14 protein-coding genes and 1 tRNA gene are annotated in these 20361 nt (G+C 42.7%); 14 read left to right on the top strand and 1 reads right to left on the bottom strand.

The genetic code is table 11. From position 1 onward, the window contains the following. Positions 1-409 precede the first annotated feature (409 nt). The 10 genes from INT03_RS11750 (at position 410) to INT03_RS11705 (ending at position 14345) form a co-directional block, all read left to right on the top strand. Positions 410-485: transfer RNA gene (locus INT03_RS11750), tRNA-Trp, on the top strand. A 51-nt stretch (positions 486-536) separates the two neighbouring features. Further along, positions 537-1025, top strand: coding sequence for a preprotein translocase subunit SecE (gene secE / locus INT03_RS11745; protein ID WP_193009082.1), 489 nt, complete (start codon positions 537-539; stop codon positions 1023-1025). Between the two features lie 57 nt (positions 1026-1082). Next, a complete protein-coding gene (gene nusG / locus INT03_RS11740) occupies positions 1083-1613 on the top strand; it encodes a transcription termination/antitermination protein NusG (RefSeq protein ID WP_045443893.1) in 531 nt (176 codons plus the stop codon). 91 nt (positions 1614-1704) lie between these two features. Then, positions 1705-2136 carry a 50S ribosomal protein L11 gene (gene rplK, locus INT03_RS11735; protein ID WP_010201717.1) on the top strand — a complete coding sequence of 144 codons (432 nt, stop codon included), beginning with the start codon at positions 1705-1707 and terminating at the stop codon, positions 2134-2136. After that, a complete protein-coding gene (gene rplA / locus INT03_RS11730) occupies positions 2137-2838 on the top strand; it encodes a 50S ribosomal protein L1 (RefSeq protein WP_045443901.1) in 702 nt (233 codons plus the stop codon). A gap of 446 nt (positions 2839-3284) precedes the next feature. Next, positions 3285-3812 carry a 50S ribosomal protein L10 gene (gene rplJ, locus INT03_RS11725; protein ID WP_045443904.1) on the top strand — a complete coding sequence of 176 codons (528 nt, stop codon included), beginning with the start codon at positions 3285-3287 and terminating at the stop codon, positions 3810-3812. A 126-nt stretch (positions 3813-3938) separates the two neighbouring features. Next, positions 3939-4310: a 50S ribosomal protein L7/L12 gene (rplL, locus tag INT03_RS11720; protein ID WP_011514491.1), complete on the top strand. Its 372-nt coding sequence runs from the start codon at positions 3939-3941 to the stop codon at positions 4308-4310. 806 nt (positions 4311-5116) lie between these two features. Next, positions 5117-9235, top strand: a complete 4119-nt coding sequence (gene rpoB / locus INT03_RS11715; protein ID WP_087814768.1) for a DNA-directed RNA polymerase subunit beta — start codon at positions 5117-5119, stop codon at positions 9233-9235. A 188-nt stretch (positions 9236-9423) separates the two neighbouring features. Beyond that, entirely contained in the window at positions 9424-13656 is a 4233-nt protein-coding gene (rpoC, locus tag INT03_RS11710) for a DNA-directed RNA polymerase subunit beta' (RefSeq protein WP_055124834.1), read from the top strand. A 167-nt stretch (positions 13657-13823) separates the two neighbouring features. Further along, entirely contained in the window at positions 13824-14345 is a 522-nt protein-coding gene (locus tag INT03_RS11705) for a DUF6586 family protein (RefSeq protein WP_045443911.1), read from the top strand. 185 nt (positions 14346-14530) lie between these two features. On the opposite strand, the gene INT03_RS11700 is transcribed toward INT03_RS11705, so the two are convergent. Continuing rightward, complete coding sequence (locus INT03_RS11700; RefSeq protein ID WP_193009081.1) at positions 14531-17179, bottom strand: penicillin-binding protein 1A; 2649 nt, start codon at positions 17177-17179, stop codon at positions 14531-14533. 193 nt (positions 17180-17372) lie between these two features. On the opposite strand from INT03_RS11700, the gene INT03_RS11695 reads away from it, so the two are divergent. From INT03_RS11695 to INT03_RS11680, 4 genes are read left to right on the top strand one after another with little or no spacing between them, the layout of a single operon-like run. Then, positions 17373-18428, top strand: coding sequence for a pilus assembly protein PilM (locus INT03_RS11695; RefSeq protein ID WP_055124831.1), 1056 nt, complete (start codon positions 17373-17375; stop codon positions 18426-18428). Then, a complete protein-coding gene (locus tag INT03_RS11690; protein WP_193009080.1) occupies positions 18428-19090 on the top strand; it encodes a PilN domain-containing protein in 663 nt (220 codons plus the stop codon). Before INT03_RS11695 ends, INT03_RS11690 begins: the two co-directional genes overlap by 1 nt. After that, complete coding sequence (locus tag INT03_RS11685) at positions 19087-19821, top strand: type 4a pilus biogenesis protein PilO (protein WP_193009079.1); 735 nt, start codon at positions 19087-19089, stop codon at positions 19819-19821. The genes INT03_RS11690 and INT03_RS11685 overlap by 4 nt, the downstream gene beginning before the upstream one ends. Continuing rightward, positions 19821-20354: a pilus assembly protein PilP gene (locus INT03_RS11680; protein ID WP_055124829.1), complete on the top strand. Its 534-nt coding sequence runs from the start codon at positions 19821-19823 to the stop codon at positions 20352-20354. The genes INT03_RS11685 and INT03_RS11680 overlap by 1 nt, the downstream gene beginning before the upstream one ends. The last annotated feature ends 7 nt before the right edge of the window (positions 20355-20361 follow it).

Here is a 20361-nt window from a genome sequence, read left to right as displayed (position 1 = left end):
GCTGGTGTTGTTGCTAACGTACTAAACTAATCTATCAGTCTCAGTAATGAGATTGTAAGTTAGTCATAAAAAGCCATCCTTGTTTAAGGGTGGCTTTTTTTAGATCAAATGATCAGGAAATATGGTTATTCTTCGATAGTATGAACACACCTTTCGTTATCTTAGCCAACATAATTAGCCAGTTATATCTATAACGTTTATAATTTACTTTCCAATCTATTGTAATTCTTAGCGGAGCTTGCTATATTAACGCTGCTTCTTATTAGCCGCTTGCATCTTCATTTTGTTAAAGTAATGATGATTCAATAGCACATTCAAATAAGAGTAAAACTAGGTAAAAATAATAATTTTACCGCTAAAGGCTTGCATTTTATATCAAATATTGTATAATGCTGTCCTTTACACCCATAGGCGATTGGCTCAATTGGTAGAGCATCGGTCTCCAAAACCGAGGGTTGTAGGTTCGAGTCCTACATCGCCTGCCATCTTCTTATCACATCTTTGTTATACCTCACCATCTCCGAAGCGAGTTCTTTATGAGCAATGATCAAGATAACCTCGAAACTAAGTTATCTGATGCCAAGGCGGGTGCTGGTGGAATGCTGTCTAAAGGTAAGCACATCTCAGCGGGCAATCAAACAACTGCTGTTGAAGTGGCTAAAACAGGCTCAATAAAAGATGTGATATTGTGGCTACTTGCCGCAGCAGTATTAATCGGGGCGACGTTAGTTAATCAGTACTTACCTGGCTATTGGCAACCTGCCAATGATGTCTGGGTACGTATTGGTATTATCGTTGCCCTTATTGTATTCGCCTTAGTATGCTTGGCATTAACGCATCAAGGCCGCGCTTTTAAAATATTATTAAAAGACGCTGCTGTTGAATTGCGCCGAGTGACATGGCCAGGTAAAGATGAAACGTTTCAATATACCTGGCAGGTCATTGTCATGATTGCCATTGTTGGTTTTCTAGTTTGGTTATTAGATAACTTTTTCAATTGGTTCGTTGGCATCTTTATTGGTTAGTCGCACGTATTAGTGAGTCTTACCCCAAAATTTACTTATAATGATCAGGAGCGTGATATGCGTTGGTATATTGTCCAAGCGTTTTCAGGATATGAAAAGCAAGTACAGCGTTCATTAACTGATCGTATTAATCGTAGTGACTTTGCTGAATCATTCGGTGACGTATTGGTTCCTACTGAAGAAGTCGTCGAAATGAAAGACGGCAAAAAGCGTAAGAGTGAGCGTAAGTTCTTTCCAGGTTATGTATTGATCCAAATGGAAATGAACGACAATACTTGGCACATCGTTAAAGAGTGCCCACGTATTATGGGTTTCATCGGTGGTACACCTGAAACACCAGCGCCAATTACGCAAGTAGAAGCGGATCGTATTTTAAACCGTTTGAATCAGACTGAAACTGACCCACGTCCTAAGACTCTATTTGAGCCGGGCGAAGAGCTGTTGGTTATCGATGGTCCATTTACTGACTTTAAAGGGTTGGTAGAAAAAGTGGATTACGAGAAGTCTAAACTACATTTAACGGTAAACGTATTTAATCGACCGACTCAGGTCGAGCTTGAATTTAGTAAAGTTGAGAAACTAGACTAAATCAGCAAAAAAGTTCATCAACCGGGGAGCTGTTAGTCAATAAGGTTTATACCACATTGATTTGGCGCTATTACCCATTTAGGAGAAAATCATGGCTAAGAAGATTGATGGTTACATCAAACTACAAGTCCCTGCAGGCAAAGCAAATCCTTCACCACCGATTGGTCCAGCATTGGGTCAAAAAGGCGTGAACATCATGGCGTTCTGTAAAGAATTTAACGCTGCGACCTCAAACCAAGAGCCGGGTCTACCGATTCCTACTGAGATCACTGTATATAGCGATAAATCTTTTACTTTCATCATGAAGTCACCACCAGCTGCATACTTACTACGTAAGGCTGCTGGTATCGCTAAAGGTTCTGGTACACCAAATACCGCTAAAGTCGGTAAAGTTGACCGTGCACAACTAGAAGACATCGTTAAGACCAAAGATGCAGATTTAACTGCTGCTGATCTTGATGCTGCTGTTCGTACCATCGCTGGTACTGCACGTTCAATGGGTATTACCGTGGAGGGTGTGTAAATGAGCAAGCTAACCAAACGTCAAAAAGAAATTCAAAGCCGTATCGTACATGAAAAGCAGTATACAGTTGAAGAAGCGGTTCAAATCCTAAACGATTTACCACCTCTTAAATTCAAAGAGTCAATTGATATTGCGATTAACTTGGGTGTTGACCCGCGTAAATCTGATCAAGTGGTTCGTGGCGCTACCAACCTACCTGCTGGTACTGGTAAAACCAAACGCGTTGCTGTATTTGCTCAAGGTGCTGCTGCTGAAGCCGCCAAAGAAGCTGGTGCAGATATCGTTGGTTTTGAAGACCTAGCAGAATCAATCAAAGCTGGTAACATGGACTTTGATATCGTTATTGCTGCTCCTGATGCAATGCGTGTTGTTGGTCAACTAGGTACTATCCTAGGTCCACGTGGTCTAATGCCTAACCCTAAAGTCGGTACGGTTACGCCTAACGTTGCTGAAGCGGTTACTAACGCTAAAGCCGGTCAAGCACAGTATCGTGTAGACAAAGCAGGTATCATCCACACGACTATCGGTCAAGTTGGTTTTACTGCTGAGCAAGTAATCCAGAATGCTGAAGCACTGATTGCAGATTTAAGACGTGCTAAGCCTGCTACTTCTAAAGGTACTTTCATTAAGAAAATTACCTTGTCTAGCACGATGGGTCCTGGTCTAAGTATTGATCCAGTTCCATATCGCACAGCAAAATAATTAGATATGTGCCTTTATTTGACGATTTTAAATAAAGGCTGCAAAAATATTTTAAAGAATTAGGTCAGCGTAGCAAACGCTATGCTGTCTAAGACCGTAGGTAGAAAGCAGTTTTACGTTTTTATTAATTGTTTTCGGATTATTAGTAATAACAACGAGCTGCTTTTGTTAATCGACGAAAGATGAAAATCTTAGTTGTCCTACGCAGACGGTGACCCACCCAGTTGTTGATAAGAGCCGATAGTTCAATCTATCACTTGATGTCATTCTGATAACGGTGCCGTAATCAGTCGTTATGAGTAAATTTATTTTTAATAAATATGCTGATAACGTGTCGTATCAAGTCAGTCTAAGCGATTCGTTTAATTATTGAATGCCAATGCTTAAAAGCTTAGGTTTAAATGATTAAATATTCAGCTGATTGATAAGATTAAAGGAGTCAACTTATGGCATTAACGCTAGAGCAAAAACAACAAGTTGTGGCTGAAGTGTCTGAAGTTGCTGCTAATGCTTACTCAGCAGTAGCTGCCGAATATCATGGTATTGGTGTTGCAAAGCTTACTAAGCTGCGCGAACAAGCCCGTGAAAAAGGCGTCGTTTTGAAAGTGGTAAAAAATACCCTAGCAAAACGTGCGTTTGAAGGCACTAAGTTTGAGAGCATGTCAGACCGTATGACTGGTCCATTACTTTTGGCTTTCTCTATGGAAGATTTGGGATCTGCTGCTCGAGTTGTTTTCGAGTTCAGTAAAGATCACAAAGCTTTAGAGACCAAATTGGTATCAGTTGGTGGTGTTGTTTATGGTCCAGAAGAGCTAGAGCGCGTATCGAAGCTACCAACTCGCGACGAAGCAATCTCTATCTTGATGGCTACTATGAATGCACCAGTTACCAAGCTTGTTCAAACTATGAACGCTGTTCCTAGTAAGCTTGTTCGCACGGTAGCAGCAATCAAAGACGCAAAAGAAGCGGCATAATTGCTTGTTTTAACGTAACTTTGACATCGCCGATTGCACTTTATTGCTAACACTATTTGAAAATTTGGCAAGCAATCCAAGCGATTTTAAAATCAATTAATTTTTATCAGATAACGGAGAGTTCTCATGGCACTATCTAAAGATGACGTGTTAAACGCAATCGCTGAAATGTCAGTAATGGATATCGTTGAATTAATCAGCGCTATGGAAGAAAAATTCGGCGTAACAGCTGCTGTTGCTGCTGCACCTGCTGCTGCTGGCCCTGCTGCTGCTGCTGCTGAAGAAAAAGACGAGTTTGACGTAGTTCTTGCCAGCTTTGGCGAGAAGAAAGTTGGCGTAATTAAAGCCGTACGTGAAGCTACTGGTCTTGGCTTGAAAGAAGCGAAAGATTTGGTTGAAAGCGCTCCAGCTCCAATCAAAGAAGGCGTTAACAAAGCTGAAGCTGAAGAGTTGAAAAAGAAACTTGAAGAAGCTGGTGCAACTGTTGAACTAAAATAAGCTTCGCTTATCTTAGTGTTGTACAAAAAAAGCTGGTAATGCCTTGCATTGCCAGCTTTTTTTTACTATAATTCGTAGCTTGACCTTTTGTGTCTGCCAACAGTCGTATGCAACATCACGGTGGATACCCATCAAAAGGACAGACGATAGCTATGCAAATAAACACAGTGCAAGCACACATGCCAGTTTTTGAAATCAGTTAATTTAAGCTAAACGTCCATAGATGTTTGGCATTTTTTTGTGTCTGCATGCTTTCCCATTAACACTATAGTTTATACTGATTCTAAAAGTTATAGTTACCCCGATTATTATTAATTCTGAAAAGCTATTAAGTTTAGGTTGTCCGTTTCGCAGGGTATTACTGTCAGTAGTTAGGCTTATAGACGGTACATATCAGCGACGATATTAGTTTTGATAGAATTGTTGGTTTTGACAGAGCCGGTTTTTTGAAAGAAAAATGACTAAATACAATCAGTTTTGATAGCAGATAACTTAGAAATACCCTTGAACGAGTCATTTTTTCTTACCTCTATGAGTAAGTTTTGCCTAAAAAGTAATATGTTTTAGATGATGTGATATTGAATTTGGTTGTCTGAGTGGTCATATAGACTGACTTAGATACCGATCATAAAATGAAAGTAAGGGTGCTAAGTAAGCACTGATAGCAGAAGTAGTAATTGACAAAAGATATCAACTGAACACGATTACCTGTTTTATATTATCGTTTACGTCGCCAAGTTTGCATCGTATTTATGCATGCTGGCCACGCTTTTAATTTGTTTCCACGTTTACTGTAAGGACTCTCGATGGCATATTCTTATACTGAAAAAAAGCGTATTCGCAAAAGTTTTGCTGAATTGCCCACTGTGATGGACATTCCCTATTTACTGTCTATTCAAGTAGATTCTTACGAGCAATTTTTGCAAGAGCACAAAAAGCCAAAAGCTCGTGAGAATACTGGTTTGCAAGCTGCGTATTCCTCTATTTTCCCAATTGAGAGTCACTCTGGTAACGCAGAGCTACAATTTGTTGAGTACTATTTAGGTACGCCTGAATTTGACGAGCGTGAGTGTATCTTACGTGGTTCAACATTTGCCGCGCCGATGCGTGTCAAAATCCGTTTGATCATCAAAGATAAAGACAGCAAAGACAAAGACAGTAAAGCTGCTATCAAAGATATTCGTGAGCAAAGCGTTTACATGGGCGAGATGCCTTTGATGACAGCTAACGGTACTTTTATTATCAATGGTACTGAGCGTGTTATCGTATCTCAGCTACATCGTTCACCTGGTGTATTCTTTGATCATGATAAAGGCAAGTCACATTCAAGTGGTAAGGTGCTATATAACGCGCGTATTATTCCTTACCGTGGTTCATGGTTAGATTTTGAATTTGATGCCAAAGACTTGGTTTTTGCTCGTATTGACCGTCGTCGTAAGCTATTGGCTTCAATTATTCTACGTGCGCTTGGTCTAACAACGTCTGAAATCTTAGATTTGTTCTTTGATAAAGTAGCCGTATATAAAGGTGAAGAGCAATTCGAGATTGATTTGGTTGCTGATCGCTTGCGCGGTGAGATGGCTCAGTTCGATATCGTATCACCAGAAGGTGATGTCATCGTAGAGCAGGGCAAGCGTATTAATGCACGCCGTATTCGTCAGCTTGAAGAAGCAGGTATGACGAAGATTGCGATACCTGATGAGTATCTCTATGAGCGTATTTTAGCTGAAGATATCGTGGTGAATGACGAAGTTATCGCTAAAGCGAATACATTGATTGACCATGAGTTATTGGTTAAATTAAGCGCATTTGAAGCCAGCGAGTCTATCAAAGAATTCAGCATTCTATTCACTAATGATATCGATCAAGGCAGTTATATTGCCGACACTTTGCGTGCTGATAGTACGTCAAGCCGTGAAGAAGCATTGATTGAAATCTATAAAGTCATGCGTCCAGGTGAGCCACCAACGGTTGAGACCGCTGAAAAACTATTTGACAGCATGTTCTTTAACGCTGATCGTTATGACTTATCGAACGTCGGTCGTATGAAATTTAACCGTCGTTTAGGGTTAGAGTTTGATAATACTGATGATCCAGATATCCAACGCGCTCGTAGCGTATTGACCAATGCCGATATCGTTAATGTCCTAAAAGAATTGATTGAGATTCGTAATGGTCGCGGCGAAGTCGATGATATTGACCATTTAGGTAACCGCCGTATTCGTTCGGTCGGCGAGATGGCAGAAAACCAATTCCGTGTTGGTCTAGTGCGTGTTGAGCGTGCAGTCAAAGAGCGTTTAAGCTCAGCGGAATCTGATAACTTGTCACCGCAAGATTTGATTAACTCAAAACCTGTTGCTGCTGCGGTCAAAGAATTCTTTGGTTCAAGCCAGTTATCGCAGTTTATGGATCAGAACAACCCATTGTCTGAAGTGACCCATAAACGCCGTGTATCAGCACTAGGACCTGGTGGTCTGACCCGTGAACGTGCAGGCTTTGAAGTACGTGATGTACATGATACCCATTATGGTCGCGTATGTCCGATTGAGACTCCTGAAGGTCCAAACATTGGTCTTATTAACTCACTAGCGACTTTTGCAAAGACCAACAGCTTTGGCTTCTTAGAAACGCCTTATCGCCGTGTGGTTGATGGTAAAGTAACGGATGTCATTGAGTATCTATCAGCAATTGAAGAAGTCGGTACGGTCATTGCACAGGCTGATTCACCAGTAACCGCAGAAGGCGCGTTATCTGATGAGATGGTCAGTGTGCGTAGCTATGGTGAATTCGTCCGTATGCCGCCAGAAAAAGTGACGCATATGGATGTGTCGCCAAGTCAGGTTGTATCGGTAGCAGCAGGTCTAATTCCATTCCTAGAGCATGATGATGCTAACCGTGCCTTGATGGGCTCGAACATGCAGCGTCAGGCAGTTCCTACGCTACGTGCTGACAAGCCGTTAGTAGGTACGGGCATGGAGCGTCACGTTGCGCGTGACTCAGGTGTTTGTGTGATCGCTAAGCGTGGTGGTGTGATCGAAGACGTTGATGCATCACGTGTTGTGGTTCGTGTCAATGAAGATGAGATGATTGCTGGTGAAGCTGGTATTGATATCTATAACCTCGTTAAATACACGCGTTCTAACCAAAATACTTGTATCAACCAACGTATTATCGTCAACCAAGGTGATGCTATTGCTGTAGGTGATATCTTGGCTGATGGTCCGTCAACGGATCTTGGTGAGCTTGCATTGGGTCAGAACATTCGCATCGCATTTATGCCATGGAATGGTTACAACTTCGAAGATTCAATCTTGTTATCTGAAAAAGTGGTTAAAGAAGATCGTTTCACGACCATTCATATCCAAGAATTGACCTGTGTGGCACGTGATACCAAGCTAGGTACTGAAGAAATTACTGCCGATATTCCAAACGTTGGCGAAGCGGCGCTATCAAGTCTCGATGAAGCAGGTATCGTTTATATCGGTGCTGAAGTTGACGCTGGTGATATCTTAGTTGGTAAAGTGACGCCAAAAGGTGAAACGCAACTGACGCCAGAAGAGAAATTGCTCCGGGCTATCTTTGGTGAAAAAGCGGCTGATGTTAAAGACACGTCACTACGTGTACCAACATCAAGCAAAGGCACGGTTATTGACGTTCAAGTCTTTACTCGTGATGGCGTGGAAAAAGATGCACGTGCAAGAGCAATTGAAAAATCACAGCTTGATAGCTATCGTAAAGATTTAAAAGAAGAGCTACGTATCTTTGAAGAAGCGGCTCGTGGTCGTATTGGTAACTTGCTTGATGGTCAAAAAGTCAGCGGTGGTTCTGGTTTAAAAGCCGGTACAGTGATGGCATTGGCTGATATGAAAGATATGAGCCTTGAGACTTTACTTGATATTCAGCCTGTTGAAGAAGAAATCTCTGAGCGTCTAACGCAAATCGCTGAGTATTTGGTTGATAAGCAAAAAGATATCGATGTGAAGTTTGCTGAGAAAAAACGCAAATTGACTGCAGGGGACGACTTACAACATGGCGTACAAAAAATCGTTAAGGTATATCTAGCGGTTAAGCGTCGTATTCAGCCTGGTGATAAGATGGCGGGTCGTCATGGTAACAAAGGTGTGGTATCGCGCATTATGCCAGTTGAAGACATGCCTTATGATGAAAATGGTAATACCGTTGACATCGTCTTGAACCCGCTTGGTGTACCATCTCGTATGAACATCGGTCAGGTTCTAGAAACGCATTTGGGTATGGCAGCGAAAGGTTTGGGCGAGAAGATCGATGGTATGCTCAAATCGCAAGCAGCGATCAAAGATTTACGTGACTTCTTAGACAAAATCTATAACCAAGTCGGCGGTGAGCAAGTTGATCTTGATAGCTTAAGTGATGATGACATCATGGCGCTAGCAGATAACTTGCGCGCTGGTGTACCAATGGGCACAGCAGTGTTCGATGGCGCAAGAGAAAGCCAAGTTAAAGACCTGCTAGAGCTTGCTGGTATGGATCGCGATGGTCAACAGACGTTGTATGATGGTCGTACTGGTCAGAAATTTGACCGTAAAGTAACCGTTGGCTACATGTACATGCTCAAACTTAACCATTTGGTTGACGATAAGATGCATGCGCGTTCAACAGGTTCTTACTCATTAGTGACGCAGCAGCCACTCGGCGGTAAAGCTCAGTTTGGTGGTCAGCGCTTCGGTGAGATGGAAGTGTGGGCACTAGAAGCTTACGGCGCGACTTATACGCTACAAGAGATGCTGACTGTGAAGTCGGATGACGTTGAAGGCCGTACGCGTATGTACAAAAACATCGTTGATGGTGAGCAGTATATGGATCCAGGTATGCCTGAATCGTTTAACGTACTGACCAAAGAAATCAAATCATTGGGTATTAATATTGAGTTAAAACAAACCCATTAAGCACGGCTGATTGAGACTATCGTTAACATGGTCTCAGTCAATTATTATCCTTAGTGGTCAACCTAAAAGCAGTATGCGCATCGCTGCTGCTTTTAGTGATTTGTCTCAACCCTATTCATTGCCTTCATTCATCTTATTTGCGTCAATAATACGCTATCAGATGATTATAAAGATAACGGAGAAGCAACTTGAAAGATTTACTCGATATCATGCAAAGCCCTACCGGCAACGGTAATCAAGAGTTTGATAGCATTCAAATTACTTTAGCCTCACCTGACGTCATTAAGTCATGGTCACATGGCGAAGTGAAAAAGCCTGAAACTATTAACTATCGTACGTTTAAGCCTGAACGTGATGGTCTGTTTTGTGCCAAAATCTTTGGTCCAGTAAAAGATTTTGAATGTTTATGTGGTAAGTACAAGCGCCGTAAGTTCCAAGGCGTTATCTGTGAAAAATGTGGCGTAGAAGTGACCACTGCGAAAGTCCGTCGCGACCGTATGGGTCATATTGACCTAGCCAGTCCAGTGGCGCATATTTGGTTCTTGAAATCATTACCAAGCCGCATCGGTCTATTGCTAGACATGACGCTACGTGATATAGAGCGCGTTCTGTATTTTGAAAGCTATATTGTTACTGAGCCAGGTTTGACTTCTTTAGAGAAGTATCAACTGCTTGATGATGAAGACTATTATAAAGCCCTTGAAGAATTTGGCGATGAATTCACTGCCAAAATGGGTGCTGAAGCGGTTCAAGACCTATTGAAAGATATCGATTTGGATCTTGAAATCGATGATTTGCGCGAAGCGATTCCGCAAACGGGTTCTGAAACCAAGCTTAAAAAGATGTCTAAGCGTCTTAAATTATTAGAAGCCTTCCGTGATTCTAATAACAAGCCTGAGTGGATGGTGATGAACATCTTGCCAGTACTACCACCAGATTTACGTCCGCTAGTACCACTAGAAGGTGGTCGTTTTGCGACTTCAGATCTAAACGATCTATATCGCCGTGTCATCAACCGTAATAACCGTCTAAAGCGTCTGCTTGAGCTGAGCGCACCTGATATCATCGTACGTAACGAAAAGCGTATGTTGCAAGAATCAGTGGATGCCTTGCTTGATAACGGTCGTCGCGGTCGTGCGATTACGGGTAGTAACAAGCGTCCATTGAAATCTTTGGCTGATATGATCAAAGGTAAGCAAGGTCGTTTCCGTCAAAACTTACTTGGTAAACGTGTTGACTACTCTGGTCGTTCGGTGATCGTTGTTGGTCCAACGCTACGTCTACATCAGTGCGGTTTACCAAAGAAAATGGCACTTGAATTATTCAAACCATTTACTTATAACAAATTATTGTCTCATGGTTTAGCCACGACAATTAAAGCTGCCAAAAAGATGGTAGAGCGTGAAGAGCCGCAAGTGTGGGATATGCTGGCCATGGTTATTCGTGAGCATCCAGTACTCTTGAACCGTGCACCAACACTTCACCGTTTGGGCTTGCAGGCATTTGAGCCAGTACTAATCGAAGGTAAAGCAATCCAATTGCATCCGCTCGTTTGTACCGCGTTTAACGCCGATTTTGATGGTGACCAAATGGCCGTTCACGTGCCATTGACCCTAGAAGCACAGCTTGAATCACGTGCCTTAATGATGTCTACCAATAACATCTTGTCGCCTGCGAACGGTGATCCAATCATCGTACCGTCACAGGATGTTGTACTGGGTCTATATTACATCAGTCGCTCGTCTATCAATGCCAAAGGCGAGGGCATGATTTTTGCCACCGTTAATGAAGCATTGCGTGCGATTGGTTCAAACGATTTGCATGTAAACGCTAAGATCAAAGTGCGTGTTACTGAGACGCATATTGATGAAGATGGCAATGAGACTAAAGAAATCAGCTTAAAAGAAACGGTTGCAGGTCGTTTATTGATCTGGAACATCATGCCTAAAGGTATGTCTTTTGATGAATGTAACCAAGAGATGACGAAGAAAAACATCTCTCGTTTGATCAACTCTTGCTACCGTAAAGTTGGCGTTAAAGAAAGTGTCATGTTTGCTGACCAATTGATGTATCTTGGTTTTGCCCAAGCGACATTGTCTGGTGTGTCTATCGGTATTGATGACATGGTCATTCCACCACTGAAAAAGCAAATCATCGAAGTGGCAGAAGGCGAAGTTCGCGAAATCGAAGATCAATTCGAGCAAGGTTTTGTGACCGCTGGTGAGCGCTATAACAAAGTAGTTGATATCTGGTCACGTACCAACGACAAAGTCGCTAAAGCGATGATGGACAACTTAGCCACTGATAAAATCATGAACGCCAAAGGTGAAGAAGAAGAGCAGAAGTCATTCAACTCTATCTTTATCATGTCAGATTCTGGTGCTCGTGGTAGTGCGGCTCAGATTCGTCAGTTGGCTGGTATGCGTGGTTTGATGGCTAAGCCAGATGGTTCAATTATCGAAACGCCAATTAAAGCAAACTTCCGTGAAGGCTTGACCGTACTTCAGTACTTTATTTCAACGCATGGTGCACGTAAAGGTCTTGCGGATACGGCACTGAAAACGGCTAACTCAGGTTACTTGACGCGTCGTTTGGTTGATGTGGCACAAGATTTGGTTATTACCAGTGATGACTGTGGTACTGAGCAAGGCTTGCTCATGAAACCACATATTCAAGGTGGTGAAATCATTGAGAAGTTGGGCGAGCTAGTACTAGGTCGTGTAACGGCACGTGATGTGACTTATAACGATGATGCTGATAAGGTATTGATTCCAGCAGGTACTTTGATCGACGAGCATTGGGTAAACGTGCTTGATAACAATGCGATTGATGATATCTGGGTACGCTCAGTTATTACTTGTAATGTTGAGCATGGTGTTTGTTCACAGTGTTACGGTCGTGATTTGGCTCGTGGTCATAAAGTGAATATCGGCGAGTCAGTCGGTGTTATGGCGGCACAGTCTATCGGTGAACCAGGTACTCAGTTAACGATGCGTACATTCCACGTGGGCGGGGCAGCAAGCTCAGCATCAGTGGATAACAGCATCTCAGTTCGTAGTGCTGGTCAAGCGCATTTCGAAAACATGAAAACGGTTCAACATACCGATGGTCACTTAGTCATCGTATCGCGTTCAGCTGAAATCGCCTTGACCGATGAGCTTGGTCGTGAGCGTGAACGTTATAAAGTGCCTTATGGTTCTAGCGTGCTTGTGAAACACGAAGATCAGGTTGATGCTGGTCAAACCATCGCTAAATGGGATCCGCACACGCATCCTATTATCACAGAATTTGCTGGTACTGCACGCTTCAGTGAGATCACTGATGGCTTGACTGCTACGGTGAAGGTTGATGATGCGACTGGTATGAGCTCATTTGAGATTCTTGCTACTCGTGACCGTTCAAGTTCAGCAAAAGACTTACGTCCTGCCATTATCTTGAACACTGACGAAGGCAAAGAAGTGGTTTACTTCTTACCAGCTGAAACCATCATTCGCGTCAGCGATGGTGAAAAAGTAGCAGCCGGTTCGATTTTGGGTCGTGTACCACAAGCCTCTTCAGGTACTAAAGATATTACTGGTGGTCTACCACGTGTTGCTGACTTGTTTGAAGCACGTCGTCCGAAAGATCATGCCATCATGGCAGAAATGACAGGTGTGGTTAGCTTTGGTAAAGAGACTAAAGGTAAAAATCGCTTCATTATCACCAATGAAGATGGTGAGATTCATGAAGAGCTAATCCCGAAATGGCGTCAAATTAACGTCTTTGAAAACGAAACGGTAGCACGTGGTGAAGTGATCGCTGATGGTCCACAGAATCCACATGATATCTTGCGTTTGAAAGGTCAGACTGCACTTGCTGATTACATCGTTAACGAAGTACAGGACGTTTATCGCCTGCAGGGTGTAAAAATCAACGATAAACACATCGAAGTGATTATTCGTCAGATGTTGCGCAAAGTTGAAATTACCGATGGCGGCGATTCAAACCACTTCAAAGGCGATCAAGCAGAGTACTCTGATATCAAAGCATTGAATGCGAAGCTGGAAGCAGAAGATAAATTCCCAGTACAGTTCGAGCGTCAATTACTAGGTATCACCAAAGCAAGTCTGGCAACAGAAAGCTTTATCTCAGCAGCATCGTTCCAGGAGACGACCCGTGTACTAACTGCGGCTGCCGTGACTGGTAAAGTGGATGAACTACGTGGTCTGAAAGAGAACGTCGTTGTTGGTCGCTTGATTCCTGCTGGTACTGGTCTTGCTTATCATAAAGCACGCAAAGAGAAAGCGGAGCAAAAACTGCTAGATAAAGATCTTAAAGCAGGGTTTGACAATGCAGCATTTGATATGTCAGCGAGCACGGATAGTAAAGACTTTGCAAGCTTTGATGAAGCCTTTGCACAAGAGCTTAATCAGGATAATTAATAGTATTAAGCGTCTTTGATTTATTGTCAATTTGATAAAAAGCCAGCCTAAGTTGCTGGCTTTTTTGTGTGTGCAATAAAGTGAGAAATGCATGGTACTGTTATCTAAAAAAATAGTACACTGGAAAATATGCCCTAATTTACACTTCATATAAGGATAAGTCGCAAATGGCAGGTAAAACCCGCGTTGCCAAATATCAAGCAGACCGAACCAATCAAAAACTGTATTTCTGTCGTCTATCCTGCCAAGCGGCGGGAAGCACCGATGATAAGCAGCTATACCAAGCCCATTGTGAAACTGCTATTTTTCATCTATACGGTGCCTTTCTCGCATTTACCCAAGAGCTAGGTTATTTTTATAGTTTAAACATGAGCGCACCAACATTGTCAGATATTGAGCAAGCATTGAGCGAGCGTACCCAAGTATCGCCTGAGATTCAGCGATTACAGCAGTTACAGCAGCAGGGTTTTTTGGCCAATATAGAGCGTGCGTATCAGCGTTGTCTGTACGCCGTGCCACCAGATACTATCGTAGATCAAACACCAAGCAATACTGCCTCACCTGATCTTATTGTTAACGTTGTGACCTTGTCGAATCAATGGCTGCCAGATGAGACGACAATACGAGAATGGCGTCAGCAGTTTTTAGAGCTGATTGAGCAACTACGTGCTGGTATGGTTGAGTTCTAAAAATAGTTATTAAAATTTTATCTCATTTTTATCACCATTTTTAAAATGAAGACGTGTCCTAGTTTACTGATGACTATTCTTTAATAGAGTGGTATTGATCAAAATATTAAGTATAAAAAAGGCTTATTTAGCGAGTGCCAAATAAGCCTTTTTTTGCGTCATAAGTTTATATTATTAATGGTTGTCTACTCTGGTATCGGTGGCATGCGCTCAACGGGTGTTACCGATAAAGGGTTTTGCGGCACGCTATCATTACTACGACTATTACTAGGTTTGGCTGCTTGAGAGCTAGTTTGTGCTTCAACAGGCTCAGCTGGTGGTGATTTACGCTGTTGAGCCTGCGTCTTAACTGGTTTTTCTGATTCGCTGCTATCCGTATCTTCATCATCGGCCAGAATACCATCATCAGTCGTTTCTATAATTTTTTGCTTTTGTTTTTTCGATTTGGCGCGGTTATTGATAGACACCCATTGATGAGGCGTGTCTTTAAGTTGGGCTTTCATAAAATCCATCCAAACGGGTAAGGCTGCCACACCACCATATTCGCGACGACCCATGGTTGATGGTTGATCAAAACCCATCCATACGACAGTTGCATTGGTAGGATGAAAACCTGCAAACCAAGCGTCTTTTGCTTCATTGGTGGTACCGGTCTTGCCACCAATATCATCACGACCTAAAGCCTTTGCTCGTACTGCCGTACCACGCTGTACGACGTCACGTAAGATATCTGCCATCTCAAAAGCGACTCTGGGTTGTAAGATTCGAGGTGCTTGCTTAGCCAGTGCATATTGAACCGCTGGCGCTTTTAAGCGATCGGCCTGTGGACTAGCATCATAAACCTTTACATTTAGCGCTTTACCGTTTTGTTCAATGTTATCAATATTTTCTAAATTTTGTTCTTTAACCATCACTTCATCATCGATAGCACTGTCTTCATTTTCAATTGACTTCTTATAATCTTCGATGAGATTTCTATTGAGGTCTTCAAGTTTTTCATTGAAGCAGGTGGCACACGCTTGGCGTGGGTTTGCCTGAAAGAGGAGGTTATTATTATAATTATAAATTTGTTCGATAAAATACGGCTGTACACGGTGACCGCCATTTGCAAACGTGGCATAAGCTGTTGCCATCTGTAATGGTGTAGCCTGTCCTGTGCCTAGCGCTAACGACAAAGTCGTCGGCAGCTTTTCTTTATCAAGACCGAATTCATCTAACAGGTCGCGCACATCAGAGATGCCCACAGCCTGTAGCAATCGAATAGACACTAGGTTACGTGACCGATATAGAGCACGACGTAAAGTAATATCTCCCAAAAATCTTCCATCAGAATTTTTCGGTTTCCAATCACCTACTTGAATCGGTCGATCCGAAACAATGCTATCTGGGCGATAGCCTTTTTCTAGAGCAGCGGTATAGACAAGTGGTTTAATGGTTGAGCCTGGTTGACGCCAGCCTTGTAGAGCACGATTGAATTTACTGTGATTAAAGTCAAAGCCACCGACCAATGCCTTAACAGCACCAGTTTCTGGATTCAAGGAGACCAGACTTCCTTGTAGTTTGGGAATTTGTCCCAACTGCCAATTACCATTCGCGGTCGGTATCAAACGAATGATATCGTTTTTATTGACAATTTGGCGGGCGTTGTCAGGAAAGTAACCGATACGATTGGCAGAAATATACTTGCGTGCCCAGCTCATCCCAGACCAACCAACGGTCACATTTTCACCAGAGGGCATTGTCGCCTCAAAACTGCGAGCATTCACTTTGGTGACTTTGGCGGGGGTCATATTACTATAGCGGCGGAAATTTTCTAGCGGTTCATCATTTGCTTCAGCCCCGCGCCAACCATGACGATGTTCGTAAGCCACCAAACCGGTCAGTACCGCCGCTTCCGCATCTGTCTGTGCTTTGCTATCAACCGTAAGGCGTACCCGCCATCCACTATGCATCACTTGCTTACCATAGCGATTGACCAATGTAGAGCGTGTCATTTCTGCCAAATACGGCATATTGACGTCGAGCTTCTCTTTATAGAGGTTAATGCCTACTGGTGAGCTGATCGCTTCGTCGCGTTGTGCTTTGCTGATATAGCCTAACTCGTGCATGCGTCCAATGATCCAGTTGCGGCGAGTCAGCGCGCGACTGGGATTGGCAACAGGATTATATTTAGAAGGGGCTTTGGGCAGACCTGCCAACATTGCTGTTTCAGCAATAGTGAGGTTTTCTAAGGATTTACTATAGTACTTCTTGGCCGCGGCGCGGATACCATAAGCGCCTTCGCCTAGATAGATTTTGTTGACATAAAGCGTCAAGATATCATTTTTACTGAGCTCATCTTCTATTTTACGTGCTAAAAATAGCTCGACCAATTTGCGATTTAAGGTGCGCTCTGGACTTAAGAAGTAGTTCTTGGCAACCTGCATAGTAATGGTAGAGCCACCCGTTTGGCTGTCGTCATCAGTTACTACTTCTGTCACCGCGCGACCAAGACCCTTAATACTAATACCACTGTGCTGAAAAAAGGACGCATCTTCTGCTGCTAAAAAAGCGTGAGTCAAATTTTCAGGAATATCTTCAAAAGTAATTGGTAAAGACAAACGGTTACCATATTGGCCAATAAGTTTGTCATCACTACTATATATCTGTAATGGCATCTCTAAATTTGCTGTTTTAATCTCTTGAATGCTAGGTAGGGTAGGCGATAAATACATTGCCATCCCATAAAAACCAATGGGCACAGCAAGTGCTAGGATAACTGCCAATGCCAAGCAGGCGATAACAAGCCCCACCAAAAAGTGAATGAGACGGGCGGTAGCATTTTTTTTGGTCATAAGAAGACTTATCAATTAAAATTTGCAACAGGTAATGTATTATACCTTGAACAAAATCAGCAGGTCATAATAAATGTGTAAGTTGACCTTAATAACTTATTTAAATGCTTGAATCTATCTGTTAAGTAAAGTATTGTACTGAATTATTACAAATAACTATCAGATTGTACACTTAATATAAGGTATAGAGTTTGTGAGGCTATTTACTTCAAAAAGTCGACATTTGATTGGTGTTGATATCTGTGCCACTTCAGTAAAGTTGGTTGACATAGAGCGCCAACAGGGCATGTTTCATCTAAAATCTTATGGCATCGAAAGATTGCCAGAAGGTATAGTCGTCGATAAACTTCTTGTAGACACCGAAGCGGTCGGTCATATCATTGCTAACTTAGCTAAGCGCTGTCACGTCGCTGGTAGTAATGCTGCAACTGCCGTATCAGGGTCAGCAGTGATTACTAAAATTATTGATATGGATGCTGCGCTAAGCGATGTTGAGCGCGAAGCTCAAATACGTTTAGATGCTGATCAATACATACCTTATCCATTAGAAGACGTCAACTTAGACTTTGAAGTTTTAGGACCTTCTTTAGTAAGTGATGATATGGTGCAAGTCTTACTTGCCGCATCACGCTCGGAGAATGTTGACCAAAGAGTTGATGCCTTAACCTTTGGTGGTCTTCAAACGAAGGTTATGGATATCGAATCCCATGCGATAGAGCGTGCTTTCGGACTCATGGTAGATAACTTACCAAATGCCCCAGAATTAGTGGCTTTGATAGATATTGGTCATAATCAAACGACTTTATATATCGCTAAGAACGGTGAGTTTATCTATAGCCGTGAACAACTATTTGGTGGTGTTCAGTTGACAGAAGCGATACAAAATCGTTATGGACTATCTGCTGAAGAAGCGGCTATCAGCAAGCGTGAGCGTACCTTACCAGATGACTACTACCTTGATGTATTGACGCCTTTTATTGAGAATACCATTCAACAAATTACTCGTTCGTTGCAATTTTACTTCTCTTCAAGCCAATACAGTAGTATCGATCATGTGGTTCTTGCTGGTGGTAGTAGCTCTATTGCTGGTCTTGCTGGTATGGCACAGCAAAAACTTGGGGTGACTGTCAGTATTGCCAACCCTTTTATCAATATGACTATTGCCCCAAATATCGATAATGAGCAACTGGCCATTGATGCACCAAGTTTAATGGCTGCATGCGGTCTTGCGTTAAGGAGCTTCGACTAATGGCTCGTATTAACCTATTACCTTGGCGCCAAGAAGAGCGCGAGCGTCGCAATAAAGAATTTCTCACGTTAGTAGTGGCAGTGACTTTGCTTACTTTATTGGCTGCATTTGCTTCATGGAGCTACTTTAACAACGAGCTTGATGAACAACTGGATGCGAACGCATTGATTGAAAAAGAAAATGCGCTTTTAGATACGGCTTTGACTGAAATTGATAGTCTGGAACAGCGCCGTGACGATATCATTTCACGTATGCAAGTCATTCAAGACTTGCAGGGTCGACGTCCTGTACCTGTTCGTTTATGGGATGATCTTGCTAAAGCCATCCCGCCGGCACTCTATTTGAATAATCTCAAACGTGAAGGCGATGTTTTGACGCTGACAGGTCGAGCTGATAATCCAAATATTGTATCAAGTTTGATTCGTAATCTTGATGATAGTAAATGGATGGGTGATTCAGCCGTTAGTAATATCCAACAAAATATCAGTGCTTATGAATCTGCACCAGTGCTTAATAATACGGTCACCGCTGGTGAACAGCCGCGTCCTATTTATCCTGAAGACAGTTATGTACAGTTTGTGATCACGACCAAAGTACAGTCGGAAACAGCCGTTCCTGTAGAGGGTGCTGACGGTACCACTGTACCTGGAGGTGAGTTATGAAGCTTAACCGTAAAAAAAACCTGATTAAAACCAAAAAAACAGCCTTGAAACCAAAGCAACAGTTTGATTTACAGGAGTTTCGCCGCAGTTTTGAATCGTTGGACTCTGAAAACTACGGCAGCTGGCCATTACCTGTAAAGGTAACGGTAATAGGGCTTATTATTACGCTCATCGCAGCGTTGGCATGGGCTTTACCGATTAGTAGTAAGATCGATGAGATCAATGCTGCTGAGAGTCAGCAACAAACGTTACTTGATAGCTATCGTGAAAAAGAATCACGCGCGCGTCATTTAAAAGCCTACCAAGAGCAAGTTGTCCAAATGGAAGCTGAGTTCAATACCTTACTCGATCAGCTACCAAAAGATACGCGTGTATCAGAGCTGGTAGAGGGCATTAACATGACGGGTGTCGGCAGCAATATACGTTTTCAAGACATTTCAGTAGAGCCTGAGATTGAAAACGAATTTTTTATTGAGCAACCTATCCGCATTGCTGCTTTGGGCGAATATCATCAGTTTGGTAGCTTTATTAGTGGTCTTGCCGCCTTACCACGAATCATTACTATGCATGATTTTGAGGTCAGCAATCCTCAGCCGACATTGGATGTTTTACCGGAGCTTAATTTGGTATTACAAACCAAAACCTATCGTTCAAAAGAAGCTGACCCTGAGGGTGATGAAACGGTTGCTGTCACTGACGCTGCAACCACTGATAATGCAGGAGGCAACTAATGAATATTCAAAAACTGCCTACGCTATTGGTTTTAAGCATGGCTGTATTGTCCATGACAGGGTGTGCGGATCGCATTGGTATGGCAGAGCAATCAATGACCGATATCCGTAATCAGCCAGCTCAGCCTATTGAACCACCGCCCAAAGCTGAGCTAGTAGAAGACTTTGTTTATAGTGCCAGCGCACAGCGCAGTCCATTCTTACCACCGAGTTTAGTCAATGTCCAAGGTCCTACCACTTCCATCGATGGTGTGCGTCCTGACATTACCAGAGTGAAAGAACCTCTTGAGCAATATGAGCTATCGCAACTGATTTTTCGTGGTGTCGTAATTTCACCTGAAGGTCAGCGATATGCGTTGGTACAACGCCCTGATGGTTCAGTCGCGAGTGTTAAAGTAGGTGATTATCTTGGACTAAATGACGGCCGTATTGTTGAAATCACGCCGACCCAGATTAACTTGATTGAAATTGTGCCAGACAGCCGCGCTGGGTTTGTTGAAAAACCCCAGTCGTTGGTTTCACCCATAAGCTAAGTCGGCA

It is taken from the genome of Psychrobacter sp. PG1 (assembly GCF_014897815.1).
GTDB lineage: Bacteria > Pseudomonadota > Gammaproteobacteria > Pseudomonadales > Moraxellaceae > Psychrobacter.
This window is presented reverse-complemented; position numbering and strand designations above follow the sequence as displayed.